This is a genomic window from Pantoea sp. CFCC18177 (genome assembly GCF_059412425.1).
The window spans coordinates 24,647-48,491 of record NZ_JBNBPL010000028.1 but is presented as its reverse complement, the minus strand read 5'-3'; the positions used below and the strand labels follow the sequence as shown (position 1 = coordinate 48,491).

The window sequence follows — 23,845 nt, the reverse complement described above, 5'->3', positions numbered from 1 at the left end:
ATGGCAACATCGCGCCGTTTTTGTTTGCGATGAGCTGATGTGGCGCCGAATCATCTATCATCCTGAGGTCAACTACGCCCTGCGGCAAACGCTGGTGCTGTGCCTGCCTGTGGCACTTGGCTGGCTGTTTGGCGATCTGCAAAAAGGCCTGTTGTTCTCATTAGTGCCTGCCTGCTGCAACATGGCCGGTCTGGATACCCCGCATAAACGCTTTTTCAAACGTCTGATTGTCGGCGGTTCGCTGTTTGCCATCGGCAGTTTTTCGATCCAGTTGCTCACGGATTATCAGATTCCGCTGCCGCTCATACTGTTTGTGCTGCCGCTGCTGATTGGTGTCACCGGTGAAATTAGCCCGTTACATGGCCGCTTGCTGCCAGCCACCCTGATTGCCGCCATCTTTAGCCTTAGCCTGGTTGGAAGGATGCCGGTTTGGGTGCCGCCGCTGCTGTATATCGGCGGTACGTTCTGGTACGGCCTGTTTAACTGGTTTTGGTTCTGGCTGTGGAAAGAGCAGCCGATGCGTGAAACCCTGAGCCTGCTGTATCGCGAACTGGCAGATTACTGTGATGCGAAATACACGCTGCTGACGCAACTCACCGATCCTGAAAAAGCGTTACCGCCGCTACTGGCACGCCAGCAAAAAGCCGTCGATCTGATCACCACCTGTTATCAGCAGATGCATATGCTCTCGGCCAACCGCGATAACAGCCATAAGCGTCTGACGCGAGCGTTTCAGGTGGCGTTGGATTTACAGGAACACATTTCGGTGAGCCTGCATCAGCCGGAAGAGGTGCAAAAGCTGGTCGAGCAGAGCCACGCTGAGGCGGTGATCCGTTGGAATGCGAAAACCATCTCCGCGCGCCTGCGCATCCTCGCCGATGCGATTCTCTATCATCAGTTGCCGGAGCGCTTCCATATGGAGAAGCCACTCGGGGCGCTGGAAAAAATCGCGCGCCAGCACCCAGATAATCCGGTCGGCAACTTCTGTTACTACCACTTCAGCCGTATCGCACGCGTCTTACGCACGCAGAAGCCGTTGTACACGCGTGACCTGATGGCGGATCGTCAGCGCCGTCTGCCGTTCTTCCCCGCGTTGCGCAGCTATCTGTCATTGAAATCTGCCGCTTTACGCACCGCCGCACGCATCTCGGTGATGCTAATGTTCGGCAGCGCAGTCGCGCTGTTCTTCAACATTCCTAAGCCCTACTGGATTCTGATGACCATCATGTTTGTCAGTCAGAATGGCTACAGCGCCACGCGGGTGCGCATTCAGCACCGTGCGCTCGGCACCTTTGCCGGCTTGCTGATTGCGGCGGCCTCACTGCGACTGGCCGTACCCGAATCGGTCACCTTACTGTTTATGCTGGCCATCACCCTCGCCAGCTATCTGGTGACGCGCAAATATTATGGCTGGTCGATGATTGGCTTCACCGTTACCGCCGTGTATTCCTTACAGTTGCTGTCGCTCAATGGCGCACAGTTCTTATTGCCGCGCATGATGGATACGCTGATGGGCTGTCTGATTGCGTTTGCAGGCATGATCTGGCTGTGGCCGCAGTGGCAGAGCGGATTGCTACGCAGTAACGCCCATGATGCGCTGGAAGCCTATCAGGAAGCGTTGCGAATGCTGCTGGGGCCGGAACAATCGCCGGAAAAGCTGGCGTACCAACGCATGAAGGTCAACCAAGCGCACAATGCGCTGTTCAACTCGCTTAACCAGGCATCAAGCGAACCGGGCTTCAACGCGCAGTACCTGAAAGATATGCGCATGTGGGTAACACACAGTCAGTTTATCGTCGAGCATCTCAACGCCATGACGATTCTGGCACGTGAGCACACCATGCTGACGCCGAAACTGGCGGAGCGTTATCTGCAATCCTGTGAAATTGCGCTGCAACGCTGTCAGCAGCGGCTGGCATACGATGGACCAGGCAATGACAGCAACATTCTGGAAGCGCCGGAGAATCTGAATGAGGGGCCGGTGACGATTGTGGAACAGCATGTGAAGCGCATCCTGCAACACCTGAACGTGATGCACACTATCTCTTCACTGGCATGGAGCCAGCGACCGCATCATGGTCGCTGGCTCAAAGTATTACGGCCAAAAAGTTAATTACGCCGCCAGCACCTTCTCAATGGCTTTGGCGAAACGCGCCATGCCTTCTGCGATATCGGTTGGCTCGATCACCAGCGAAGGCACAAAACGAATCACGTCGGTGCCCGCCGTCAGCACCATCAATCCTTCTGCGGCTGATGCATTGAGGATGTCGCGTGCTTTGCTGGCGTACTGCGGTTTCAACGCCGCACCAATCAGTAAACCTTTGCCGCGAATCTCACTGAACAGTTCAAATTGACTGTTGATGGCCTGCAGACCTTCCACGAACTGCTGGCGACGCGCTTCCACGCCATTCAGCACTTCTGGTGTATTGATAATATCCAGCGCGGTTTCGGCAATCGCACAGGCCAGCGGGTTACCGCCGTAAGTGGTGCCGTGCACACCTGGCGCCATCACAGAGGCAATTTCGTTGGTGGTCAACATCGCACTCACCGGGAAACCGCCGCCCAGCGCTTTTGCACTGGTGATGATGTCGGGTTTGATGCCGTAATGCTCGTAAGCAAACAGCTTGCCGCTACGCCCCATGCCGCTTTGCACTTCATCCAACACCAACAGCGCTTTATGCTCATCACACAGCGCGCGCAGGCCCTGCATGAATTCTGCGGTCGCCGCCACCACACCGCCCTCGCCCTGAATCGGCTCGACGACAATGGCGCAGGTGTGGTCATCAATCACTGCTTTGACAGCATCCAGATCGTTAAACGGCACATGCACGATATCGGCAGGCTTCGGACCAAAACCGTCAGAGTATTTCGGCTGACCGCCTACAGTGACGGTAAACAGGGTACGGCCATGGAACGCGTTGTGGAAGGCGATGATTTTGCTTTTGAACGGGCTGTGTTTCTTGCAGGCGTAATAACGCGCCAGTTTGAAAGCCGCTTCGTTGGCTTCCGCGCCTGAGTTACCAAAGAACACACGATCGGCGAATGTCGCGGCAATCAGTTTGCTGGCCAGACGCAGTGCCGGTTCGTTGGTGAATACGTTGCTGGTGTGCCACAAGGTTTCGCCCTGCGATTTCAGCGTTTCCACCAGCGCCGGATGGCAATGGCCTAAAGCAGTTACCGCGATGCCGCCGGAGAAGTCGATATACTCTTTGCCCTGCTGATCCCAGACTCGGCTGCCCTTACCTTTAACCGGCACAAACTGCGCAGGTGCATAAACAGGCAAAATCACGTTATCGAACGTTTCCCGGGTTACCGCTAGTTTTTCCGCTGCCATTGCCGACCTCATTGGGTTATTTGTTGAGCTGAAGTGAAATTATAATCACAAAATATGCATAAAAAATCACACGAAGGCAAACATAAGTTACGCGTTCAGAAAATTAGCCAAGAGCTGATGACCCTGCTCGCTGAGGATGCTCTCAGGATGGAACTGCACCCCTTCCAGCGGCAAGGTGCGATGGCGGAAGCCCATGATCTCATCCGGCTCGCCGTTGCGCAGGCTCCAGGCGGTGACGTCGAATTCTGCGGGCAGCGTATCGCGCGCCACAATCAGTGAATGGTAGCGCGTCACGGTGAGAGGATTATTAAGGTTGCGAAACACGCCTTGCTGGGTGTGCTGGATCACGGAAGTTTTCCCATGCATCACCTGGCGCGCGCGAACCACCTGCGCACCATATGCCTGCGCAATCGCCTGATGGCCAAGGCACACGCCAAGTATCGGCAGGCGTCCAGCAAAGTGACGAATAGCCTCCAGCGAGACACCGGATTGATCCGGGGTACAGGGACCAGGAGAAATCACCAGATGCGTCAGCGGCAGCGCCTCGATTTCCGCCACGGTAATGGCGTCATTACGCACTACGCGCACATCCGCGCCCAGCTCACAGAAGTACTGGTAGAGATTCCAGGTGAAGGAGTCGTAGTTATCAATTAGCAGCAGCATAGTGCCCTCAGGCCAGAAAAACCGCCGCTATTCTACGCATTTTAACGAGCGGGGCTCACCACTTTCGCAAACTGCGCCGTCAACGGTGCCAGATCGCCCGCCACACCGGCAAAGATCGCGCTGCGCCAGGCGTCTCGCTCCAGTTTATCCCACGTCAGCAGATAACCGGCATGCAGCGCCAGCTGTTCAAAGAAAATACGCTGTGTCCGCCCATTTCCCGCGCGGAACGGATGCAGCACAAATATCTCGCAGTAATAGTGCGCCAGACGTGCCACAAACTCCGTCTGCGGCAGGTTGACCAGCTGTTGCTCATCCTCCAGCGCCGCCATCAGCCCATTGCCCTCTTTCTCAATATATTCACAGTGGCAATATGGCGTTTCGTCGCGCCAGATATCTATGCTGCGCACTTCACCGGCCCAACTGTAGAGGTCCTGAAACAGGGTGCGGTGAATATGGCACAGCCACGGCATCCCTCTGCTGCGCGGTCCTAACTCCAGCGTAGCCAGACGTGCCGCGCTAAAAGCCAATTCCGCTTTACGCAGTTGCGCTTCATCATGAATATCGAGACGATTTTTTAGCACCCTGTCGTTATGCCAAAGATAGGGATCGCGCACCGCCAGACTGTTATCCGCCATATTGCCTCCTCAATGATTCCAGTCGATCTTCCTGCTGCTCAGTGGGGATTTCGATAGGCGCATAACCGGCCAGGCGGCAACTGGCCTGATAACTGGCCGCACGGCGCTGCTGCCACAGTGTGGTTTTCTGTTTTTCAGTGAGTTTGCTGGTCATAGGGCCTCCGGCAAGCGATTTGCCCTAAGTATAAGAGCAAATTTTAGCTTTGCCGGAGCACGGCAGAGCGCGCCACTGCAGAATGGCGCGTCAGACGATTAAGGCAGGACTTTGGCAGAGAGGATAACAATCGGTTTTGACGGCACATTTTGGTATGGGCCGACATCTTTAGTTGGCACCTGCGCAATCTTATCGATCACATCCTGGCCTTTCACAACTTTACCAAATACCGCATAACCGAAATCACGTTGACCGTGATCGAGGAAGGCGTTATCCGCAACGTTCAGGAAGAACTGGCTGGTCGCGCTATCTTTATCTGCAGTACGCGCCATCGAAATGGTGCCACGCAGGTTACGCAAACCGTTATCGGCTTCGTTCTTGATCGGTGCAACGGTCTGCTTCTGCTGCATGTCCGTTGTGAAGCCGCCGCCCTGGATCATAAAGCCAGGGATCACGCGATGGAAAATGGTGTTGTTGTAGAAACCGTTGTTGACGTAGTCGACAAAGTTCTTCACCGAAACCGGGGCTTTCTGGTTGTTCAGTTCGAGTTCGATATTGCCCGCAGAAGTGGTGAGCAGCACATGCGTATCCCCTTTTGCTGCAAGAGCAGTAGCGGATACAGAAGAGAGCGCTAACAGGGCAACCGCCGCTGTCAAAGTACGTTTAAACATGAATGATTCCTTACCATGGAGTGCAAGCTCAAAACGAGATTGATTGTAAAGAGCAAGTTATACAAGAGCCAGCGTTTTACCGATATTTACGCTGATGTTGCGATTGTCATACTTTTGCGCTCACGCAATCATTTGCGTGACGAAAATCACACTATTAATGAAATATTTCGCGCTTGTTTCACTCGTTGTTTATTAAGATCACAGTTCCATTTACAATTCATGACACTTTTTGCCCATCCCGGCGCTTCACAGGTTCAGAACATGACAAACCGTAATCGCATTGGCCTTACCTGGATCAGCTTTTTCTCTTACGCGCTCACCGGCGCGCTGGTTATTGTTACCGGCATGGTGCTGGATAATATTGCCCAGTACTTCCAGTTGCCGATTTCAGAAATGAGCAACACCTTTACCTTCCTGAATGCCGGTATTTTGGTCGCGGTATTCCTGAACGCCTGGTTGATGGTGATTGTGCCGCTGAAACGCCAGCTGATCTTTGGCTTTGTGCTGATGATCCTTGCCGTCGCGGGCTTGATGACCAGCCACGATCTGACCATCTTCTCGCTGTGCATGTTTGTGCTTGGCGTGGTGAGCGGCATTACGATGTCGATCGGCACCTTCCTGATTACGCATCTGTATGATGGCCGCCAGCGCGGTTCACGTCTGCTGTTTACCGACTCTTTCTTTAGCATGGCCGGCACTATTTTCCCGATCATCGCGGGTGTACTGCTGGCGCGTGCGCTGCCGTGGTACTGGGTGTATGCCTGCATTGGCGTGATTTACCTGGCGATCTTCGTCCTCACGCTGATGGTGGAATTCCCTGAGCTGAAAAGCGAAGCTGCGGTGCAAGGCGGCGAGAAAGAGAAATGGGGCATTGGCGTGCTGTTCCTGTCGATTGCCGCACTCTGCTACATCCTTGGTCAGCTGGGCTTTATCTCTTGGGTACCGGAGTACGCTACCAAGTCGATGGGCATGGATATCGCCGCGGCTGGTCAGCTGGTAGGTAACTTCTGGACCGCCTACATGGTGGGTATGTGGGTGTTCAGCTTCCTGCTGCGCTTCTTCGATCTGCAACGTATTCTGATGGTTCTGGCCGCCCTGGCAACGGGCTTGATGTACTGGTTCGTCACCACAAATGATGCCAGCATGCTGCACTGGATCATCATGATTCTGGGCTTCAGCTCCAGCGCTATCTACACCACCATCATTACGCTGGGATCGCTGCAAACCAAAGTCTCTTCACCGAAGCTAGTGAACTTTATCCTGACATGCGGCACCGTCGGCACCATGCTGACCTTCGTCGTGACCGGCCCGATTGTGGCGAGCGGTGGCGCACATGCGGCACTCTCTACCGCTAACGGTCTGTATGCCGTGGTATTTGTGATGTGTGTACTGCTCGGCTTTGTGACCAAACATCGCCAGCACGGCCATGTGACGCACTAACGCGCTTGAGTGGGCGGCCTTCAGGCCGCCCACGTCGGTCTCACTACCGTTTAAACGTAACCGCTTCCGCTGCGCCCAGGTAAATCTCACTCCTGGCAGGCTGCGTTGCGGCCACCACTCTTCCCTGACGTATCGAATAACGCACCGGCACTTGCCTGCGTACCGCATCAAATCCACCCTCCGCAGGCAGGATAATCAGGCTGGCATCATCTCCTACAGCAAGACCGTAGTGCTCCAGTTGCATCGCCTTGGCGCTGTTCTCAGTAATCAGTTTCAGGCCATTATCGATCTGCTCATATCCCATCAGCTGACAGACATGCAACCCCATGTGCAGCACCTGTAACATGCTGGCGGTGCCCAGCGGATACCAGGGATCAAACACATCATCATGGCCAAAGCAGACGTTGATATCGGCGTCGAGCAGCTCTTTCACGCGCGTGATGCCCCGTCGTTTCGGATAACTGTCAAAACGCCCCTGCAGATGGATATTCACCAGCGGATTCGCCACGAAGTGGATTTTTGACAGCTTCAGCAGCCGGAACAGACGTGAAGTGTAGGCATTGTTATAGGAATGCATCGCCGTGGTGTGGCTGGCGGTCACCCGCTCGCCATTGCCGTCACGGTGCGCCAGTGCCGCCACCGTTTCGACAAAGCGCGATTGCTCATCATCGATCTCATCGCAGTGCACATCCACCATTCGGTCATAGCGATTGGCGAGGGCAAAGGCTTTGTGCAGTGACTCCACGCCATACTCACGGGTGAATTCGAAATGCGGAATAGCACCGACCACATCCGCACCGAGGCGCAGCGCCTCTTCCAGCAGCGCTTCGCCGTTGGGATAGGAGAGGATCCCCTCTTGAGGGAAAGCCACAATTTGGATGTCGATCCACGGTGCCATCTCGGCTTTCACTTCCAGCATGGCTTTCAACGCGGTAAGTGTGGGATCGGAGACATCAACGTGAGTGCGCACATGCTGAATACCGTTGGCAATTTGCCACTTCAGCGTCTGCTGCGCGCGCTGTTTGACATCTTCATGGCTGAGCAGCGCTTTGCGCTCTGCCCAACGCTCAATGCCCTCAAACAGCGTGCCGGATTGGTTCCACGCAGGCTGACCGGCGGTTTGTGTGGTGTCGAGGTGAATATGCGGCTCAATAAAAGGTGCACTTGCCAGCCCGGCTTCGGCATCCAGCGCATCGCCCTGCCCCTGCACCTGCGGTGGTTGGGGGCGAATCGCCGCAATTTTCCCGCCGTTGATTTCCATCTGCCACAGGCCTTGCTGGCCCGCTAAGCGCAGGTTGTTGATCCACTTCAGTGACCGGTTCGCCATGCCTCTCTCCTGTTTTAAAGCAACAGGTTAAGCTAGCACGAATAGCCATTCACCAGCGTCATCGATTTTTGGGTTGCCCGCATTGCACAATGATCAACCAAACAAGCCACTTACGAAAAATGTTCAAAATCAGTTACACACCTCAAAATGAGTATATGGCGTGACGCTTGATATACATCAATGAGCGGCAAAAGTAGCGCGTTAAGGTAGGCGCAGATACCGCAAATTTTGAGGCAAGCATGAGCAAGCACAATGTCGTGATTATTGGTAACGGCATGGTTGGCCACCGCTTTATCGAAGAACTGATCGACAAAGCCGACCCCGGCCAATTCGCCCTGACCGTCTTTTGTGAAGAACCCCGCGCCGCCTATGACCGCGTCCACCTTTCCGCCTGGTTCTCCCATCACACTGCTGAAGAGCTCTCTCTGGTGCGACCGGGTTACTACGAGAAGCATCAGGTTAATCTGCTGATGGGTGAACGTGCTATCACCATCAACCGCGACGAAAAACTGATTCACTCCAACACTGGTCGCGCGGTGCATTACGACACGCTGATCTTCGCCACTGGCTCTTATCCATGGATCCCGCCGATTAAGGGATCAGAGGGCAGTGACTGCTTTGTCTATCGCACTATCGAAGACCTTAATGCTATTGAAGCCTGCGCGCGCCGCAGCCAACGTGGTGCTGTGATGGGTGGCGGCCTGCTGGGGCTGGAAGCCGCTGGCGCCTTGAAAAACCTCGGCATCGAAACCCACGTCATCGAGTTCGCGCCTGGCTTAATGGCGGAACAGCTGGATGGACAAGGCGGCGAACAGCTACGCCGTAAGATCGAACAGATGGGTGTGCGAGTGCATACCGGCAAAAACACCCAGCAGATTGTGCATCATGCCACAGGGGGAAAAACGCTGGAGTTTGCCGATGGCAGCGCGCTGGATGTCGATTTCATCGTCTTCTCTACCGGTATTCGCCCACAAGACAAACTGGCAAAACAGTGCGGGCTGGTGCTTGGCCAACGCGGCGGTATCGCCATTAACGAACGCTGCCAGACCAGCGATCCGGCCATATACGCCGTCGGGGAGTGTGCCGCATGGAACAATCGTCTTTTCGGCCTGGTGGCGCCAGGCTACAAAATGGCGCAGGTTGCCAGTGACGTGTTGCTGGGCCGTGACAATGCCTTCGCCGGGGCGGATATGAGCGCCAAGCTCAAGCTGCTGGGCGTCGACGTGGGCGGCATTGGCGATGCGCAGGGACGTACGCCGGGCGCACGCAGCTATATGTGGCTCGACGAGCAGAAACACATCTATAAACGCCTGATCGTCAGCGAAGACAACCGCACCCTGCTCGGCGCAGTGCTGGTGGGTGATACCAGCGACTACGGCAATTTGCTGCAGCTGGCACTGAATAACATCCCACTGCCAGACCAACCGGAGGGACTGATTCTGCCCGCTGGCAGCGGCGACAAACCGGTGATGGGCGTGGATGCGCTGCCGGACAGCGCGCAAATTTGCTCCTGCTTCGATGTCAGCAAAGGCGATATCATCAACGCAGTGCAAAGCGGCTGCCATACCGTGGCGATGCTGAAAACTGAAACCCGCGCCGGCACCGGCTGCGGCGGCTGTATCCCGCTGATCACCCAAGTTCTCAATGCGGAACTGAGCCGTCAGGGAATTGAAGTCAATCATCACCTGTGTGAGCACTTCCCCTATTCGCGCCAGGAGCTGTATCACCTGATGCGCGTTGAAGAGATCACATCCTTCGAGGCGCTGCTGGCGAAATATGGCCAGGGTTACGGTTGTGAGGTGTGCAAACCCACCGTGGCCTCGCTGCTGGCGTCTTGCTGGAATGAGTATGTGCTGAAACCGCAGCATGCACCGCTTCAGGACAGTAACGATCTGTTCCTCGGCAATATCCAGAAAGATGGCACCTATTCCGTGATCCCACGTTCACCCGGCGGTGAAATCACCCCTGAAGGCTTAATGGCCGTGGGTGCCGTGGCGCGTCAGTACAACCTCTACACCAAAATCACCGGCTCACAGCGTATTGGCTTGTTTGGCGCACAGCGTGACGATCTGCCCGCTATCTGGGCTCAGCTCATCGATGCGGGATTTGAAACCGGCCAGGCCTATGCCAAAGCGCTGCGTATGGCGAAAACCTGCGTCGGCAGCAGCTGGTGCCGCTATGGTGTCGGCGACAGCCTCGGTTTTGGCATCGAGCTGGAGCATCGCTACAAAGGCATCCGTACCCCGCACAAAATGAAGTTTGGCGTCTCAGGTTGTACCCGCGAATGTGCGGAGGCGCAGGGTAAAGACGTGGGCATCATCGCCACCGAGAAAGGCTGGAACCTGTACGTCTGTGGCAACGGTGGCATGAAGCCGCGCCACGCCGATCTGCTGGCCGCCGATCTGGATCGCGACACGCTGTTGACCTACCTCGATCGCTTCATGATGTTTTACATCCGCACCGGAGACCGCGTACAGCGCACTTCGCTGTGGCTGGAAAGCATGGAAGGCGGCATCGACTATCTGCGTAGCGTGATCATCGACGACAAACTCAGCATCAATGCGCAGCTGGAAAGCGAACTGACCCGCCTGCGCGGTGAAGTCGCATGCGAATGGACCGCGACGGTGAACGATCCGCAGCAGCAAAGCCACTTCAGCACCTTTATCAACAGCGATCAGCGAGATCCGCTGATTCAGCACATTCACCAGCGCGATCAACATCGCCCGGCACGTCCCGCCGAGCGCATTGCCGTTGCCCTGATTGAGGAGATCGACGCATGAGCCAGTGGCATCCGGTGTGTGAAATAGAGCAAATCCTGCCTGCCAGCGGCGTCTGTGCGCTGGTCAAAGGCCAGCAGATCGCCATCTTCCGTCCGCGTGACGATGAGCAACTGTTTGCATTAAGCAATATCGATCCTTTTTCTGAAGCCAGCGTGTTATCGCGCGGCCTGATTGCCGAGCACCAGAAGACGTTGTGGGTCGCCAGCCCCTTGAAAAAACAGCGCTTCCGCTTGAGCGATGGTGTTTGCATGGAAGATGAATCCCGTTCAGTGGCGAGCTATCCGGTGCGCGTCAGTGAGGGGCTGGTCGAAGTGTGCGCCTGACAGAATTCCTTCACTTTATGAGACGTCACTATGTTTACTGACACCCTGAACAAATGCGCCGCCAATGCGGCGCGCATCGTGCGTACTGCACAGCAGAGCCCGCTGGCCTTCTGGATCAGCTCAGCCATGGCTGGTGCCTATGTTGGCTTGGCTATCATCCTGATTTTTACCCTCGGTAATCTTGCGGACCCGGCCTATCGACCGCTGATCATGGGCGCGACTTTTGGTATCGCTTTAACACTGGTGATCATCGCCGGTTCCGAGCTGTTCACTGGGCACACGATGTTCCTGATGATTGGCGCCAAGTCCGGCACCATCAGCCACGGGCAAATGTGGTGTGTGCTGCCACAAACCTGGCTGGGTAACTTGATTGGCTCGGTGTTTGTTGCCCTGCTCTACTATTACGCAGCGGGTGCCATGCTGCCGAATGCTAATGCGCTGATTCACAGCGCGGCGCTGGCGAAAACTACGCAACCTGCGATGGCACTGTTCTTTAAGGGCGCACTCTGCAACTGGCTGGTTTGTCTGGCGATCTGGATGGCGGTACGTACCGAGGGCACGGCAAAATTTATCGCCATCTGGTGGTGCCTGCTGGCGTTTATCGCTTCCGGTTACGAGCACTCGGTAGCGAATATGACGGTCTTTGCACTGTCGTGGTTTGGCCAGCATAATGCCGACCTGACGTTGGGCGGGATCGGCCATAACCTGCTGTGGGTCACGCTGGGTAACATGTTCTCCGGCATGGTATTGATGGGCCTTGGTTACTGGTACGCCACACCGCACGCTCAGAGACCGCAAGCGGCAACACAAGCCGCTGCGCTTAAATCGGTTTAACGTTTTAAAGCCCGCATGATGCCAATCCGTTCGCGCATCGCTCCAGGTGCGCATAAATGCGCACCCTACGATTATGTAGGGGCGCCATTTATGGCGACCAAAAGACGCGATGGGCGAGCATCACGCAGCTCGCGGGCTTTTTTGAGGATGAGCGATGGACTATTTCCCCCTGTTTTGCCGTCTGCAGGGTAAACGGTGTTTGCTGGTCGGTGGTGGTGATGTGGCAGAACGCAAAGCGCGTTTGCTGCTGGACGCCGGTGCCGATCTGCATGTCGGTGCATTGGAATTCTCCCCTGTTTTTCAACAGTGGGCTGAACAGGGAAAGTTACAGTTACTGCCCGGCCACTTTCAGGAGAGCTGGCTGGAAGGTTGCTGGCTGGTGATTGCCGCCACCGATGATGACGCCGTCAATCAACAAGTAGGGGATGCAGCCGAGCTGCGCCGTATCTTCTGCAATCTGGTAGATGCGCCACAGGAAGCCAGCGCGATCATGCCATCAATTGTTGATCGCTCGCCGCTGATGATTGCCGTCTCGTCGGGTGGCCGTGCGCCGGTGCTGGCTCGCCTGCTACGGGAAAAGCTGGAGGCGATGCTGCCACAGCATCTTGGTCAACTGGCTTCCCTTGCCGGTTCGTTACGTGGCCGAGTCAAGCAGACCTTCAACAGCATGGCGCAGCGACGTGCATTTTGGGAACGCTTCTTTGCCTGCGATCGCCTGACACAAACACTGGCCAATCACGATAAACCGCGTGCGGACCACATCGTCGATACCTTGTTTGACGCACCGCTGGCCCAGCAGGGCGAGGTGGTGCTGGTGGGCGCGGGTCCGGGTGATGCGGGTTTATTGACGCTGAAAGGCTTGCAGAGTATCCAGCAGGCCGATGTGGTGGTTTATGACCGCTTGGTCTCGGATCCGATCCTCAATCTGGTGCATCGCGACGCGGAACGCATCTTTGTCGGTAAACAGGCGGGTAATCACTGTGTGCCCCAATCGCAAATCAATCAGCTCCTGCTCGAGCAGGCACAGCGCGGCAAACGCGTAGTGCGACTAAAGGGTGGCGATCCCTTTATTTTCGGTCGCGGAGGTGAGGAACTGGAGGTGCTGGCACAGCACAACATTCCCTTCAGCGTGGTGCCGGGTATCACGGCCGCTTCCGGCTGCGCGGCCTACAGCGGTATTCCACTGACCCATCGCGATCACGCGCAGAGCGTGCGTTTTGTCACCGGGCATCTGCAACAGCAGGGTGAAATGGAGTGGGGAAAACTGGCCGCAGAACAACAGACGCTGGTGTTTTATATGGGGCTGACGCAGGCACCAGAGATTCAGCGTCAACTGCTGGCACATGGCATGGACGCCAACACGCCGGTGGCGATTGTGCAGAATGGCACCACCCCGCAACAGCAGGTGGAAACCGCCACCCTGGCAGAACTCAGTCAGCTGGCACAGCAGTTTGCCAGCCCGGCGCTGATCATTGTCGGGCACGTGGTGGGCCTGCGCAGCCAGTTACGCTGGTTCTAAACAAAAAAGGCGAGTCATGATGACTCGCCTTTTTAGATCATTTCACGCATGGTTTATGGCTGTGCCACAAAACCCACGGCTTCGTAGACTTTCTTCAGCGTTTCCTGCGCTTGTGCACGCGCTTTGGTCGCGCCATCACGCATCACCTGATTGAGGAATGCCTCATCGTTACGGAAACGATGATAGCGCTCCTGCAGCTCGGTGAGCATGCCAGAAACCGCTTCAGCCACTTCGCCCTTCAGGTGGCCATACATTTTGCCTTCGAACTCTTGCTCCAGCTGCGGGATAGATTTGCCGGTGACGCCAGACAGAATATCCAGCAGGTTTGACACTCCGGCTTTCTCTTTCACATCGTAACGTACCACGGGTGGCTCAGCGGAATCAGTTACTGCGCGTTTGATCTTCTTCACCACCGCTTTGGTGTCTTCCAGCAGACCAATCACGTTATTGCGGTTGTCGTCCGACTTGGACATTTTTTTAGTCGGCTCCAGCAATGACATCACGCGGGCGCCAGATTTTGGAATAAACGGCTCAGGGATTTTGAAGACATCGCCATACAGGGCGTTGAAACGACCAGCGATATCGCGGCTCAGTTCCAGATGCTGCTTCTGATCTTCGCCCACCGGCACCTGGTTGGTCTGATACAGCAGAATATCCGCTGCCATCAGCACCGGATAATCGAACAAACCTGCAGTGATGTTTTCTGAGTAGCGCGCAGACTTATCTTTGAACTGCGTCATACGGCTCAACTCGCCGAAGTAGGCGTAGCAGTTCAGCACCCAGCTCAGCTGCGCATGTTCTGGCACGTGCGACTGAACAAAGATGGTGCTTTTCGCAGGGTCGATACCACAAGCCAGGTACAATGCCAGGGTGTCCAGCGTGGCTTTACGCAGCGCAGTCGGATCCTGACGTACAGTGATGGCGTGCAGATCAACGATGCAGTAAATGCAGTGGAAATCATCCTGCATCTGCACCCACTGACGTAGCGCACCCATGTAGTTGCCAATGGTCAGTTCACCGGAAGGCTGGGCGCCGCTGAAAACGATGGGTTTGCTCATAATATGTCCTGATAATTACAGCCCGAGAGCGGGCAAAAGTTCGCTAAAAGTATCGAGAGTTAAATCGGGTTGGCTGGCAGCAATCGGCTCGCCGTAGTTGTAGCCGAACGTCATGCCGATATTCGGTACACCCGCTGCCTGGGCCGCGTGAATATCATTACGGGAATCACCCACAAACAGTAATTCTTTCTGCAGTACGCCAAAGTGACCCAAAACAAGGAAGATCGCTGCGGGATGCGGCTTTTTCACCACGACATCATCACCGCCAATAATTAGCGTGAAGAATTCGGCAATGCCCAAGGACTGCAATAATGGCGCGACAAAGGGTGTCGGCTTATTCGTCACAATCGCCATCGGCAAGCCTTTCGCGTGTAATGCGGCCAGCGTCTCTTTTACCTGTGGAAACAGCGTGCTGCCGGCTTCCACCGTTTCGGCGTAATACTTGTCAAACAGGGTACGCGCATCGCGCTGCTCTTCAGCATGCGGCTCACGGCCTAAGGCCCATGTCAGTGCCCGGCTCATCATCACGTCGGCACCGTTGCCGATCCAGGTTGAAGCCAGTGCCACACCCGGCGGAGGTAGCTGCAAATCGCCCAAAGCATGGTCGATGGCTTGCGCCAGACCTGGCGCGCTATCCACCAGCGTGCCATCCAGATCAAAGGCTAAGGCACGAATATCAGTGAAATGAGCCATTAACTTTCTCCAGTTCGCCACGCATTTCGTCGATCACTTTTTTGTAATCAGGATGACCAAAGATAGCTGAACCGGCAACAAACATGTCCGCGCCCGCTGCCGCGATCTGACCGATATTATCGATCTTCACACCACCATCCACTTCCAGACGGATATCGTAGCCACTCTGGTCGATCAGTCGACGCGCCTGGCGCAGCTTATCCAGCGTACCCGGAATAAAGGATTGGCCACCAAAACCTGGGTTCACTGACATCAACAGAATGATGTCGAGTTTATCCATCACATAATCGAGGTAATCGAGTGGCGTGGCGGGATTGAATACCAGACCGGCTTTACAACCGTGCTCTTTAATTAGTTGCAGTGTGCGATCCACATGCTCGCTGGCTTCAGGATGGAAAGTAATGTAAGTCGCACCGGCTTTAGCAAACTCAGGGATCAGCGCATCAACCGGCTTGACCATCAGATGCACATCAATGGGCGCGGTGATGCCGTAATCGCGCAGCGCTTTCAGCACCATTGGCCCCATGGTCAGATTGGGAACATAGTGGTTGTCCATCACGTCGAAATGAACCACATCCCCTCCTGCTGCCAGTGCTTTCGCGGTGTCTTCACCTAAGCGGGCAAAGTCAGCAGCAAGAATTGAAGGGGCCAGCAAAAATTGTTTCATCCGATTCTCCCAATGTTGTGCGCCAGCCACAGCTGGCGAAATGCGTTGGTCGCGGACGAAACAGACTAGCGGAAAAGCGCCAGCAGTTCGTCAACCTGAGTGCGACCACTTATGCTTCGGCTGATGGAACGCCGGGCTTTGACTACATTTAACACCGCATTCTGATACCACTCGCGAGTGAGCAGCGTGTCGTGGTTAGAAATCAGTACCGGTATACCGTTTTCCTGCGCCAGCTTATTGGCCAGTTCAGCCAAATGCTGCTGCTCGCGCAGGCTAAAGCTGTTGGTGTGATAAGCGGTAAAGTTGGCCGTCGCTGACAAGGGCGCGTACGGCGGATCGCAATAAACCACTGAACCAGCAGGGGCGTTGTTCAGAGTAACATCGTACGATTCACAGACAAAGGTCGCTTTTTGTGCCCGCTCGGCAAACCACAGCAGTTCCGCTTCTGGGAAGTAAGGTTTCCGATAACGGCCAAAAGGCACGTTAAACTCACCGCGCAAATTATAACGGCACAGACCGTTGTAGCCGTGGCGGTTGAGATACAGGAACAGTAGCGCGCGCTGATACGCATCTTTGCTGGCGTTGAACGCCAGACGATGCGCATAGTAGGTCTCCGCCATATTACCTTCAGGCGTAAACAGCAGACGCGCATCGTCAATAAAGTCAGCAGTGCGGGTTTTGACGATGTTATACAGATTGATCAGATCACCGTTAATGTCCGCCAGGTGATAGCGGTCATAATCAGTGTTGAGGAATACGGAACCGGCACCGACAAAGGGTTCGATTAGACAATCACCTTGTGGCAAATGACGACGGATATCGTCAAGCAGCGGGTATTTCCCTCCGGCCCATTTAAGGAAAGCGCGATTTTTCTTCATGCTGTCGTGGTTATTACATCTTAATTATTGGCTGTGGTGGAACCGACAGCAGCTCTGCGCTTTAAACGGGGCCACGTGTCCGCAGCCCCACATCAATTACTGGCTTTCTTTTTTCACCTGGCTCAGCGGTTTCACCCACGGATTTGCCGCACGCACTTCGGCAGGCAGTGACGCCACCGCGCGCTTGGCATCTGCTGGAGTGGCATAAGCACCGCTCACCAACACATACCACGGCTCACCGTTACGCGTGGTTTTATACACGTGGTAACCGCTCAGATTCTGTTTCTTCGCCCACGCATTCAGGCTCTCTTCTTTTGAAGCCCCACTCAACTGCAGCGTGTAGTTGCCGCCCGTTGGGATAGACTTGCTGGCACCAGCCGGTGCATTGTGCGCGGCGGTGGCATGCGTTTTATTCTCTTTAACCACTGGCACGGGCTTGGTGTTCCCCGCTGGTGCTTTGTGCGTAGTGCTGTTGTGCGTCTCACGCGTGCCGTTGCTGCTGGTACGTGATGGTGTTTCAGAGCGCATGGCTGGCGGAGTTATCGCTTTACCGTTGCCACTGACCGTTGCCGGTGCAGTCGGTAATGAACTATTGCCCTGCGCACCCTGAGCGGCGCTATCCACCTGGCCTTGCTGATTGTTCAACGCGCTGTTGAGATCGCCCGGCAATGTCACACGTTGCTGATTAGCGGGAGTCTCCACTGGCGCAGCCTGAGTCGGCGTCGAGGAGACCGCAGGCATCGAGATGGCGTTGGAATCGCTGTTCGCAGGAGCTTGCGTACCCGCAGGAGCCTGAGGCGCGCTACCGTCTGCAGACGGCGCGGCGTTCTGCTGGCCACTCATGGACGTCGAACCGGAAAGGTCGATGCTTTTTTCACCGCCACCAGAAGCTGGCGCCGCGCTGCCATTGCTGGCTGTAGCCGCGGGTTTCTTCTCATCCGGGCCGGTTAATGCAGAACCGATGCCCAGCACCACTAAAAGCAGCACCAGGATCCCGATGCCCATCATCATATGCTGACGTGATACCGGCACCTTGGTTTTCGGGGCGGAAGACTGTTTGCGAGGCCGCGTTGGACGGCGGTCACTGGCATCAGGTTTTAACTCATCTTCCGGTTTGAACTCATCCATCTAGCCTCCTCCGTAAAACGGCACGCTTCCCACGCACCGCATCACAACTCACCGCTGTACCCGTCATACTTCAAGCTGCTGCCAGGCTGGCTGTGCTTAATCACACATTCAATTATCGACTGGCTGCGACTCGAATGATGAGGGTCTTCATTAGGAATTATTACAATCGTTAATCGCTGCCAGCACCATATCATGCGCAACACCGGCGCGCACTTCAGAGCGACCAATTGCGAGAGGCAGCACCAAACGCATTTCACCTGCCAGCACTTTTTTATCACGCATCATGTGCGGCAAGTACTCTTCTGCCTTCATGCTGGCCGGGCCATGCACCGGTAATCCAGCGCGCAACAGCAGCGCAATAATGCGATCGGTATCTGAAGATGAGAACTGCCCCAGGCGTTCAGCAGTGCGCGCTGCCATCACCATGCCCGCCGCGATCGCTTCACCATGTAACCAGTTGCCATACCCCATGTGCGCTTCAATCGCATGACCAAAAGTATGGCCCAAATTGAGCAGTGCACGCAGACCGGTTTCACGTTCATCGGCGGCAACCACTTCGGCTTTGAGTTCACAGCAGCGGCGGATGCAGTACGCCATAGCTTTTTCATCCAGTGCCAGCAGCGCATCAAGATTCTGCTCCAGCCACTGGAAGAAATCGCCATCAAGGATAATGCCGTATTTGATCACTTCTGCCAGACCCGACGCCAGTTCGCGTGCGGGTAGCGTCGCCAGGCATTGGGTATCCACCACCACAGAAGCGGGCTGGTAGAAAGCACCAATCATGTTTTTGCCAAGCGGATGATTGACGGCCGTTTTGCCGCCGACAGAGGAGTCGACCTGAGAGAGCAGCGTGGTAGGCACCTGGATAAAGCGCACGCCACGTTGGTAGCTGGCTGCTGCAAATCCAGTGAGATCACCGATCACACCACCACCAAGCGCAATCAGCGTGGTATCACGGCCGTGTGGTTTCTGCAGCAATGCGGTAAAGACTTCGTCCATGACGGCCAGCGTCTTGTACTTCTCGCCATCAGGTAAAATCACCTGATCCACCTTTACTCCCGCCTGGCTAAGCAGTGACGAGAGCTTATCAAGGTAGATCGGGGCCAGCGTCTCATTGGTCACCAGCATGGCGTTATCGCCTGCCTTTAGGGGCCAAAAAGAAGCCGGATCGTTAAACAGTCCGGCAGCGATGGTGATGGGGTAACTGCGATCCCCGAGTGAGACAGTGATCTTCTCCATGATGACCGATACCTATTTGCTGAGCCCTCAGGGCGCTGGATTAATTTTTTTCCAGCATGTTGATGATCTGATTGGCGACAACTTTTGCACTTTGATCATCAGTGCGAATGGTGACGTCAGCGATCTCTTCATAAAGCGGATTACGTTCGCCAGCTAGCGCTTCCAGTACTTCACGCGGTGGCTCATCAACCTGCAACAGCGGACGTTTTTTATCACGCTGAGTACGAGCAAGTTGCTTCTCGATAGTGGTTTCGAGATACACGACCACGCCGCGGGCGGAGAGACGATTGCGGGTTTCACGGGATTTGACAGAACCACCACCGGTTGCCAAGACAATGCCTTGCTTCTCGGTCAGTTCGTTGATGATCTTCTCTTCGCGATCGCGGAAGCCAGCTTCGCCTTCCACATCAAATACCCAGCCTACATCCGCTCCGGTACGTCGCTCAATTTCCTGATCGGAATCGAAAAATTCCATATTGAGTTGCTGAGCTAACTGACGACCAATAGTGCTTTTGCCGGCACCCATCGGCCCAACCAGAAAGATATTGCGTTTCTCTGCCATTTTATCGGTATTACTAAGAATTCGTTGATGATACCCCGCGTTCAGCGTTGCTGGCGGGACAGGAACTGAGACCTCATGAGCATTAACAAGAGTCAGACGGAAAATTATCTCAACACTCATGGCCGTTTGGCAACCGAATAAATTGCCCCCGGCGACCTACGAACAGGACCGGTCTGTGGTTCGCGAGACGGTAACGCCCCTCCTTTTTTCCCTCACACTTCAAGCTACAAGCGTGTTGGCCGCATGTGAGCATTCCAATAACTGATGCTTATCAGTGCTGGAATTCACGTTTTTGCCATCGAACTTTAACTCGATTTTTTTAGGGAAAATCTATTCTGACGCCAGTATCGCTTGTGACTGACGCCCATCGGAAGGTTATCCTGCCGCGTTCCGTTACACCGTTTTAAAAATCGCTAAACCTTGTAAGCTAATTCCTGCCCTGCGTCAACGCAGTTGGTCATTCAGAGTGAATTTTCCGCTTTATCCTGCAGTAAGCGCTGCTTCCCTGACCAGTCGAGGGGTAATGAAGATCACCAGTTCTTTCTTTTTATGCTCTTCCGTTTGCTGACGGAACAACCCTCCTACAAGGGGGATGTCGCCTAAGCCTGGCACACGCTTTTCACCCTGCGAACGCTGTTGCTGGAAAATACCGCCCAGCGCCAGGGTTTCACCATCGCGCAGCGTCACCTGGGTTTCAATTTCCTGCTTATCAATGCTCAACACGTTGTTTTCCCCCACGTTCAGACTGCGTCCCGGCATATTTTGGCTTAATCGCAGTTTTAACTGGATACGCCCATTGCCCAACACCACTGGCGTCACTTCCATGCCCAATACCGCTTCTTTAAATTCAATCGCCGTCGCGCCGCTATTACCGGACTTCACCTGATAAGGAATCTCAGTCCCCTGTTTGATAGAAGCGGTCTGCTGGTTAGAGGTAAACAGGCGCGGGCTAGCGATGATTTCGATGTGGTTTTCCTGCTCCAGCGCGCTGAGCTCAAGGTTAAGTAACTCACCGCTGACCTGGCCAAGCGTCACGCCTGCGCGCAAAGCGGGATTATCCAACGCTAGGGGAATGGCTAACTGAGGTTGGCGCAACGCCGCTGTCACACTCTGAGCCGGAGATGTGTTCCAGCTCACACCTAACTCACGCAGGTGTTCTTCATTAATGGTAATGATGTGAGCCGCTAACTCGATTTGTTCCAGTGGCCTATCCAAAGCCTTCAACCAGCGCGTGGTGTCTTGCAGTGCTTTAGCGGTGTCTCGCAGCAGCAAGCTGTTGGTACGGCTATCCACCGTCACGCTACCGCGAGGCGTCAGTAGTGAGCGCTCTGCGAGTAAACTGCGATAAATATCGTTGGCACTCGCGTAATGCAACATGATGGTCTGCTGCTCAAGGGGTAACTGCTGCTGTCGCTCATCCTGCTCCGCTTTAGCCTGCTGCGTCTGCATTTGCTGCCAGCTCTCCGGATACACCAATAGCACGCCCTCTTCCTGTACCACGGTCAATTTTGCCAATTGCGTCACCAACGCCAACGCGCGGTCCCAGCCGATATCCTCAAGACGCAGTGATAGTCGCCCTTCAACGCCCGGTGCAATCAACAGGTTGGTTTGCTGGTAATCGGCCAGCGCCTGCAAAATGCGTTCAACCGGCGCATCATCAAACACCAGGCTTAACCGATCCTCACGGGCCAGCAGTGGCGCGCTCAGGATCAGCCATAATGTCAGGGCCATCCATTTCATAAAATCCTCCTTTTATTACCCAAGTGATTTGCTGTGGCGGGCAACGCTGTGCTGCACGCAATGTGAGGCTACGCGAGGTGAGTTCCGTAACCTGCCACGCGGTGTGTGGTAATGTGGCCTGCGTCGTGAGGCGATGACTTTTGCCCTGTGGTGAAACCAGCCAGGCGACATAACGCTGCGACGTCCCGACAATGCCCTGCAAACGCCAGCCATCGGGTTCTGCCGCCTGCGGCAGACAGAGCCTTTCTGTCAACGGCTGAAAAGGATTGCGAGCCAGCGCCAGGCTGCTGCACAGCAGCAACAGCCCGACACTAATCCGCATTTTCATCCTCCAGCCACATCTGCGTTATCAGCGTCCCCTTCTCTGTGCGCAGCTCAAAGCGCTGCGGAACAGAAACGTGCGCTTGTGCCAGCTCATCGAAGAGAGGTAGAAATTGCGGCCAGTCAAGCCGCAGATGCAGCTGCTGAGGTTGGCTCGTGGGCTGCCAGCTCTCCAGCTGTGTTCCACGTGCCGCCACCAGATTTTCGAGGGTTTGCCGCGCGACGTTTTCCCTCGCAGGCTGCAATAACAGCGCGATCTCACTTTCTAACGTATTGATGGGTGGGCGCGCGGCGAGTTGCTGCTGACCCAGGTGAACCTGCTGTGTCATGTCATCCTGCTGTCGCACCAGCACATCATGCCGCTGCTGTAGTGGCCGCAACAGAACCCACCACGCCAGCGCCAGCAGCAGCGCTGACATCATGACCAGGCACGCCATGCGTATGGCCAGAGAGAGTGCCAACCAACGAAGCAGCGCTTCATTCATTCGCTATCTCCTGTACACGTGCTTGTAATGTGAAGCGATAATCACCGCCAGACAGACGCTGCACGTGGCCCGGCCTGACTTTGGCCAACAGCGGTTGCGTCATCAGTTGCTGGCGGAAATCTCTTACTGACAACATGCTCTGTGCCTGCCCTTCCAGCACCAGCACGCCTTGCCGCCGCTCCACTCGATTCAACCACAGCGTGTCTGGCATCAACGCGGGCAACTGTTGCCAGAATAGCTGCCAACGCTGATGTTCTGCCTGCTGTTGTTGCCAGACAAAGCGCGTACGCAGGAGTGCGTCACGCTGCTGAAGCAGTGAATACTGTAGCGTGAGCTGTTGTTGTAGACCGTCTCGAAGATGGCTGACTTCGTTTAACCTCGCCTGTTGCTGGTACAAGGCCTCGCTGCTGCGCCACCACCCTGCCAGTAAAGCAATCCCCGTTATTGTCAGGCTACATCCCAACAGCACAACGCTCTGCCGACGGCGACGCTGCCACTGCTGTCTGCGCCAGGGAAGCAGATTGACGGCCAGCATCATGCATCCTCTGGACGCAGCGCTAAACCAAGCGCAATTGAAAAGTCACCTTCGTGAGCAGGCAACGGCGGCTGTCGATATTGCAGTAATGAGAGGGGTTTACAGCAGGTCACGCCGGGTTCAGACAGTATGTGCGAAGAGGTACAGAATACTGCAGCGGCCTGCGGGAAAGTGTCGCGTAATTGCGCCAGTGTCAAAGGTTCAGACCCGGCACCTGATGTGGTCTGTTCGCCCGCTAGCGTCCACAGCCAGTGGTCGTGCAGAGGATGGATCAACAGCTGGTCACGCTGCAGTGGCATGCGCATGGCAATCTGGGTTAGCGCCAGGCTACTGAGTTCAAACACATCAGGCCGTAAGCCGGATTGCCTCAACGGTGAGAGCCACTGTGCAATCACCTCGCGCCGCGCGGCGGTGATGCATATCTGCGAAGCTTTCCCTGCGGCTCGGTAGTCAATTGACAGCGAAGCGGGCTCGACAGGAAATAAACGTTGCGCCGAAGAGGCAACATAGCGGCTCATGGCCGGCTCACTCAGAGAAGTCTCCGGCAACGGCAACGTGCGTTGCAGCACCAACTGTGGAGGCAGCCCAACGCGGAGAGAATAACGCTTAGGCAGATGACGCTGCCAGCGCGTTAACATCTCCTGTAACAACGGGGTCGTTTGCAACACGCCGTTGCGTAACGTATCGTGCGGCACCGGTTGCTGCCACCAGTGTCGCAGTTGCCAACCATGACGTCGGCGTTCAATGCCCAAGGCGCAGAGTTGTCCATTTTGGATGTCCAGTCCGATTTGCCAGCGCTGAAAAGCCATGTGCGCGATCTCCTTATCTTTAAAGGTAAAAAAAGGTCTACCCTGGCGCA

The 23,845-nt window shown here is 55.3% G+C and carries 24 protein-coding genes; 6 read left to right on the top strand and 18 right to left on the bottom strand.

Annotated features, from left to right (window positions below):
* Window positions 1-37: 37 nt before the first annotated feature.
* Window positions 38-2,113, top strand: a complete 2,076-nt coding sequence (locus ACPUC8_RS22120) for a YccS/YhfK family putative transporter (RefSeq protein ID WP_494927358.1) — start codon at window positions 38-40, stop codon at window positions 2,111-2,113.
* Here the strand turns inward: ACPUC8_RS22120 and argD are convergent, their stop codons facing one another.
* From argD to ppiA, 5 genes are all read right to left on the bottom strand, one after another.
* A complete protein-coding gene (argD, locus tag ACPUC8_RS22115) occupies window positions 2,114-3,334 on the bottom strand; it encodes a bifunctional acetylornithine/succinyldiaminopimelate transaminase (protein WP_058969723.1) in 1,221 nt (406 codons plus the stop codon). It lies immediately after the preceding gene.
* Between the two features lie 87 nt (window positions 3,335-3,421).
* Complete coding sequence (locus ACPUC8_RS22110; protein WP_494927357.1) at window positions 3,422-3,997, bottom strand: aminodeoxychorismate synthase component II; 576 nt, start codon at window positions 3,995-3,997, stop codon at window positions 3,422-3,424.
* Window positions 3,998-4,038: 41 nt separating this feature from the next.
* On the bottom strand, window positions 4,039-4,632 hold the full coding sequence (locus tag ACPUC8_RS22105; protein WP_283227963.1) for a putative adenosine monophosphate-protein transferase Fic: 594 nt from the start codon (window positions 4,630-4,632) through the stop codon (window positions 4,039-4,041).
* The gene (locus ACPUC8_RS22100; RefSeq protein ID WP_071885711.1) at window positions 4,622-4,786 is read right to left on the bottom strand and encodes a YhfG family protein; all 165 of its coding nucleotides are present in this window, start codon (window positions 4,784-4,786) and stop codon (window positions 4,622-4,624) included. Before ACPUC8_RS22100 ends, ACPUC8_RS22105 begins: the two co-directional genes overlap by 11 nt.
* Window positions 4,787-4,884: 98 nt before the next feature.
* Window positions 4,885-5,457 (bottom strand): peptidylprolyl isomerase A, encoded by a 573-nt coding sequence (gene ppiA, locus ACPUC8_RS22095; protein ID WP_034819591.1) that lies wholly within the window; start codon window positions 5,455-5,457, stop codon window positions 4,885-4,887.
* Between the two features lie 261 nt (window positions 5,458-5,718).
* Between ppiA and tsgA the strand changes: the two genes are divergently transcribed.
* The gene (gene tsgA, locus ACPUC8_RS22090; protein WP_039332716.1) at window positions 5,719-6,897 is read left to right on the top strand and encodes an MFS transporter TsgA; all 1,179 of its coding nucleotides are present in this window, start codon (window positions 5,719-5,721) and stop codon (window positions 6,895-6,897) included.
* Between the two features lie 43 nt (window positions 6,898-6,940).
* Here tsgA and ACPUC8_RS22085 read toward each other — a convergent pair whose 3' ends face one another.
* The gene (locus ACPUC8_RS22085; protein ID WP_494927356.1) at window positions 6,941-8,224 is read right to left on the bottom strand and encodes a cytosine deaminase; all 1,284 of its coding nucleotides are present in this window, start codon (window positions 8,222-8,224) and stop codon (window positions 6,941-6,943) included.
* Window positions 8,225-8,463: 239 nt separating this feature from the next.
* Here ACPUC8_RS22085 and nirB point away from each other — a divergent pair, with 239 nt between their 5' ends.
* From nirB to cysG, 4 genes are all read left to right on the top strand, one after another.
* Window positions 8,464-11,004 carry a nitrite reductase large subunit NirB gene (nirB, locus tag ACPUC8_RS22080; RefSeq protein ID WP_494927355.1) on the top strand — a complete coding sequence of 847 codons (2,541 nt, stop codon included), beginning with the start codon at window positions 8,464-8,466 and terminating at the stop codon, window positions 11,002-11,004.
* Window positions 11,001-11,327 carry a nitrite reductase small subunit NirD gene (nirD, locus tag ACPUC8_RS22075; protein ID WP_283227966.1) on the top strand — a complete coding sequence of 109 codons (327 nt, stop codon included), beginning with the start codon at window positions 11,001-11,003 and terminating at the stop codon, window positions 11,325-11,327. The genes nirB and nirD overlap by 4 nt, the downstream gene beginning before the upstream one ends.
* Before the next feature lie 30 nt (window positions 11,328-11,357).
* Window positions 11,358-12,161 (top strand): nitrite transporter NirC, encoded by an 804-nt coding sequence (nirC, locus tag ACPUC8_RS22070; protein WP_494927354.1) that lies wholly within the window; start codon window positions 11,358-11,360, stop codon window positions 12,159-12,161.
* A 154-nt stretch (window positions 12,162-12,315) separates the two neighbouring features.
* Complete coding sequence (cysG, locus tag ACPUC8_RS22065) at window positions 12,316-13,680, top strand: siroheme synthase CysG (protein WP_494927353.1); 1,365 nt, start codon at window positions 12,316-12,318, stop codon at window positions 13,678-13,680.
* A 53-nt stretch (window positions 13,681-13,733) separates the two neighbouring features.
* On the opposite strand, the gene trpS is transcribed toward cysG, so the two are convergent.
* The 12 genes from trpS to pilM all read right to left on the bottom strand — a co-directional run bounded on the left by trpS (window position 13,734) and on the right by pilM (window position 23,795).
* The gene (gene trpS, locus ACPUC8_RS22060; protein ID WP_039332703.1) at window positions 13,734-14,738 is read right to left on the bottom strand and encodes a tryptophan--tRNA ligase; all 1,005 of its coding nucleotides are present in this window, start codon (window positions 14,736-14,738) and stop codon (window positions 13,734-13,736) included.
* Window positions 14,739-14,753: 15 nt separating this feature from the next.
* Window positions 14,754-15,431 carry a phosphoglycolate phosphatase gene (locus ACPUC8_RS22055; RefSeq protein ID WP_494927352.1) on the bottom strand — a complete coding sequence of 226 codons (678 nt, stop codon included), beginning with the start codon at window positions 15,429-15,431 and terminating at the stop codon, window positions 14,754-14,756.
* The gene (gene rpe / locus ACPUC8_RS22050) at window positions 15,415-16,098 is read right to left on the bottom strand and encodes a ribulose-phosphate 3-epimerase (protein WP_034819612.1); all 684 of its coding nucleotides are present in this window, start codon (window positions 16,096-16,098) and stop codon (window positions 15,415-15,417) included. Before rpe ends, ACPUC8_RS22055 begins: the two co-directional genes overlap by 17 nt.
* Window positions 16,099-16,163: 65 nt before the next feature.
* Window positions 16,164-16,976, bottom strand: coding sequence for an adenine-specific DNA-methyltransferase (gene dam / locus ACPUC8_RS22045; RefSeq protein WP_058969743.1), 813 nt, complete (start codon window positions 16,974-16,976; stop codon window positions 16,164-16,166).
* A 96-nt stretch (window positions 16,977-17,072) separates the two neighbouring features.
* Window positions 17,073-18,104: an SPOR domain-containing protein gene (locus ACPUC8_RS22040; RefSeq protein ID WP_494927351.1), complete on the bottom strand. Its 1,032-nt coding sequence runs from the start codon at window positions 18,102-18,104 to the stop codon at window positions 17,073-17,075.
* 150 nt (window positions 18,105-18,254) lie between these two features.
* On the bottom strand, window positions 18,255-19,343 hold the full coding sequence (aroB, locus tag ACPUC8_RS22035) for a 3-dehydroquinate synthase (RefSeq protein WP_039332693.1): 1,089 nt from the start codon (window positions 19,341-19,343) through the stop codon (window positions 18,255-18,257).
* Window positions 19,344-19,383: 40 nt separating this feature from the next.
* Window positions 19,384-19,905, bottom strand: a complete 522-nt coding sequence (aroK, locus tag ACPUC8_RS22030; RefSeq protein WP_010617392.1) for a shikimate kinase AroK — start codon at window positions 19,903-19,905, stop codon at window positions 19,384-19,386.
* A 480-nt stretch (window positions 19,906-20,385) separates the two neighbouring features.
* Window positions 20,386-21,645 carry a DNA uptake porin HofQ gene (gene hofQ, locus ACPUC8_RS22025; RefSeq protein WP_072214946.1) on the bottom strand — a complete coding sequence of 420 codons (1,260 nt, stop codon included), beginning with the start codon at window positions 21,643-21,645 and terminating at the stop codon, window positions 20,386-20,388.
* Window positions 21,587-21,967 (bottom strand): HofP DNA utilization family protein, encoded by a 381-nt coding sequence (locus ACPUC8_RS22020; protein ID WP_494927350.1) that lies wholly within the window; start codon window positions 21,965-21,967, stop codon window positions 21,587-21,589. Before ACPUC8_RS22020 ends, hofQ begins: the two co-directional genes overlap by 59 nt.
* Window positions 21,957-22,451: a HofO family protein gene (locus ACPUC8_RS22015; RefSeq protein WP_494927349.1), complete on the bottom strand. Its 495-nt coding sequence runs from the start codon at window positions 22,449-22,451 to the stop codon at window positions 21,957-21,959. Before ACPUC8_RS22015 ends, ACPUC8_RS22020 begins: the two co-directional genes overlap by 11 nt.
* Window positions 22,444-22,989 carry a PilN domain-containing protein gene (locus tag ACPUC8_RS22010; RefSeq protein ID WP_231568872.1) on the bottom strand — a complete coding sequence of 182 codons (546 nt, stop codon included), beginning with the start codon at window positions 22,987-22,989 and terminating at the stop codon, window positions 22,444-22,446. Before ACPUC8_RS22010 ends, ACPUC8_RS22015 begins: the two co-directional genes overlap by 8 nt.
* A complete protein-coding gene (gene pilM, locus ACPUC8_RS22005; RefSeq protein WP_494927348.1) occupies window positions 22,986-23,795 on the bottom strand; it encodes a pilus assembly protein PilM in 810 nt (269 codons plus the stop codon). The genes ACPUC8_RS22010 and pilM overlap by 4 nt, the downstream gene beginning before the upstream one ends.
* Window positions 23,796-23,845 lie beyond the last annotated feature (50 nt).

What these genes read in the sequence shown, in the direction of transcription:
- ACPUC8_RS22120 (WP_494927358.1), top strand. Translation starts at nt 38, where the DNA reads ATGTGGCGCCGAATCATCTATCATCCTGAGGTCAACTACGCCCTGCGG.
- argD (WP_058969723.1), bottom strand. Translation starts at nt 3,334, where the DNA reads ATGGCAGCGGAAAAACTAGCGGTAACCCGGGAAACGTTCGATAACGTG.
- ACPUC8_RS22110 (WP_494927357.1), bottom strand. Translation starts at nt 3,997, where the DNA reads ATGCTGCTGCTAATTGATAACTACGACTCCTTCACCTGGAATCTCTAC.
- ACPUC8_RS22105 (WP_283227963.1), bottom strand. Translation starts at nt 4,632, where the DNA reads ATGGCGGATAACAGTCTGGCGGTGCGCGATCCCTATCTTTGGCATAAC.
- ACPUC8_RS22100 (WP_071885711.1), bottom strand. Translation starts at nt 4,786, where the DNA reads ATGACCAGCAAACTCACTGAAAAACAGAAAACCACACTGTGGCAGCAG.
- ppiA (WP_034819591.1), bottom strand. Translation starts at nt 5,457, where the DNA reads ATGTTTAAACGTACTTTGACAGCGGCGGTTGCCCTGTTAGCGCTCTCT.
- tsgA (WP_039332716.1), top strand. Translation starts at nt 5,719, where the DNA reads ATGACAAACCGTAATCGCATTGGCCTTACCTGGATCAGCTTTTTCTCT.
- ACPUC8_RS22085 (WP_494927356.1), bottom strand. Translation starts at nt 8,224, where the DNA reads ATGGCGAACCGGTCACTGAAGTGGATCAACAACCTGCGCTTAGCGGGC.
- nirB (WP_494927355.1), top strand. Translation starts at nt 8,464, where the DNA reads ATGAGCAAGCACAATGTCGTGATTATTGGTAACGGCATGGTTGGCCAC.
- nirD (WP_283227966.1), top strand. Translation starts at nt 11,001, where the DNA reads ATGAGCCAGTGGCATCCGGTGTGTGAAATAGAGCAAATCCTGCCTGCC.
- nirC (WP_494927354.1), top strand. Translation starts at nt 11,358, where the DNA reads ATGTTTACTGACACCCTGAACAAATGCGCCGCCAATGCGGCGCGCATC.
- cysG (WP_494927353.1), top strand. Translation starts at nt 12,316, where the DNA reads ATGGACTATTTCCCCCTGTTTTGCCGTCTGCAGGGTAAACGGTGTTTG.
- trpS (WP_039332703.1), bottom strand. Translation starts at nt 14,738, where the DNA reads ATGAGCAAACCCATCGTTTTCAGCGGCGCCCAGCCTTCCGGTGAACTG.
- ACPUC8_RS22055 (WP_494927352.1), bottom strand. Translation starts at nt 15,431, where the DNA reads ATGGCTCATTTCACTGATATTCGTGCCTTAGCCTTTGATCTGGATGGC.
- rpe (WP_034819612.1), bottom strand. Translation starts at nt 16,098, where the DNA reads ATGAAACAATTTTTGCTGGCCCCTTCAATTCTTGCTGCTGACTTTGCC.
- dam (WP_058969743.1), bottom strand. Translation starts at nt 16,976, where the DNA reads ATGAAGAAAAATCGCGCTTTCCTTAAATGGGCCGGAGGGAAATACCCG.
- ACPUC8_RS22040 (WP_494927351.1), bottom strand. Translation starts at nt 18,104, where the DNA reads ATGGATGAGTTCAAACCGGAAGATGAGTTAAAACCTGATGCCAGTGAC.
- aroB (WP_039332693.1), bottom strand. Translation starts at nt 19,343, where the DNA reads ATGGAGAAGATCACTGTCTCACTCGGGGATCGCAGTTACCCCATCACC.
- aroK (WP_010617392.1), bottom strand. Translation starts at nt 19,905, where the DNA reads ATGGCAGAGAAACGCAATATCTTTCTGGTTGGGCCGATGGGTGCCGGC.
- hofQ (WP_072214946.1), bottom strand. Translation starts at nt 21,645, where the DNA reads ATGAAATGGATGGCCCTGACATTATGGCTGATCCTGAGCGCGCCACTG.
- ACPUC8_RS22020 (WP_494927350.1), bottom strand. Translation starts at nt 21,967, where the DNA reads ATGCGGATTAGTGTCGGGCTGTTGCTGCTGTGCAGCAGCCTGGCGCTG.
- ACPUC8_RS22015 (WP_494927349.1), bottom strand. Translation starts at nt 22,451, where the DNA reads ATGAATGAAGCGCTGCTTCGTTGGTTGGCACTCTCTCTGGCCATACGC.
- ACPUC8_RS22010 (WP_231568872.1), bottom strand. Translation starts at nt 22,989, where the DNA reads ATGATGCTGGCCGTCAATCTGCTTCCCTGGCGCAGACAGCAGTGGCAG.
- pilM (WP_494927348.1), bottom strand. Translation starts at nt 23,795, where the DNA reads ATGGCTTTTCAGCGCTGGCAAATCGGACTGGACATCCAAAATGGACAA.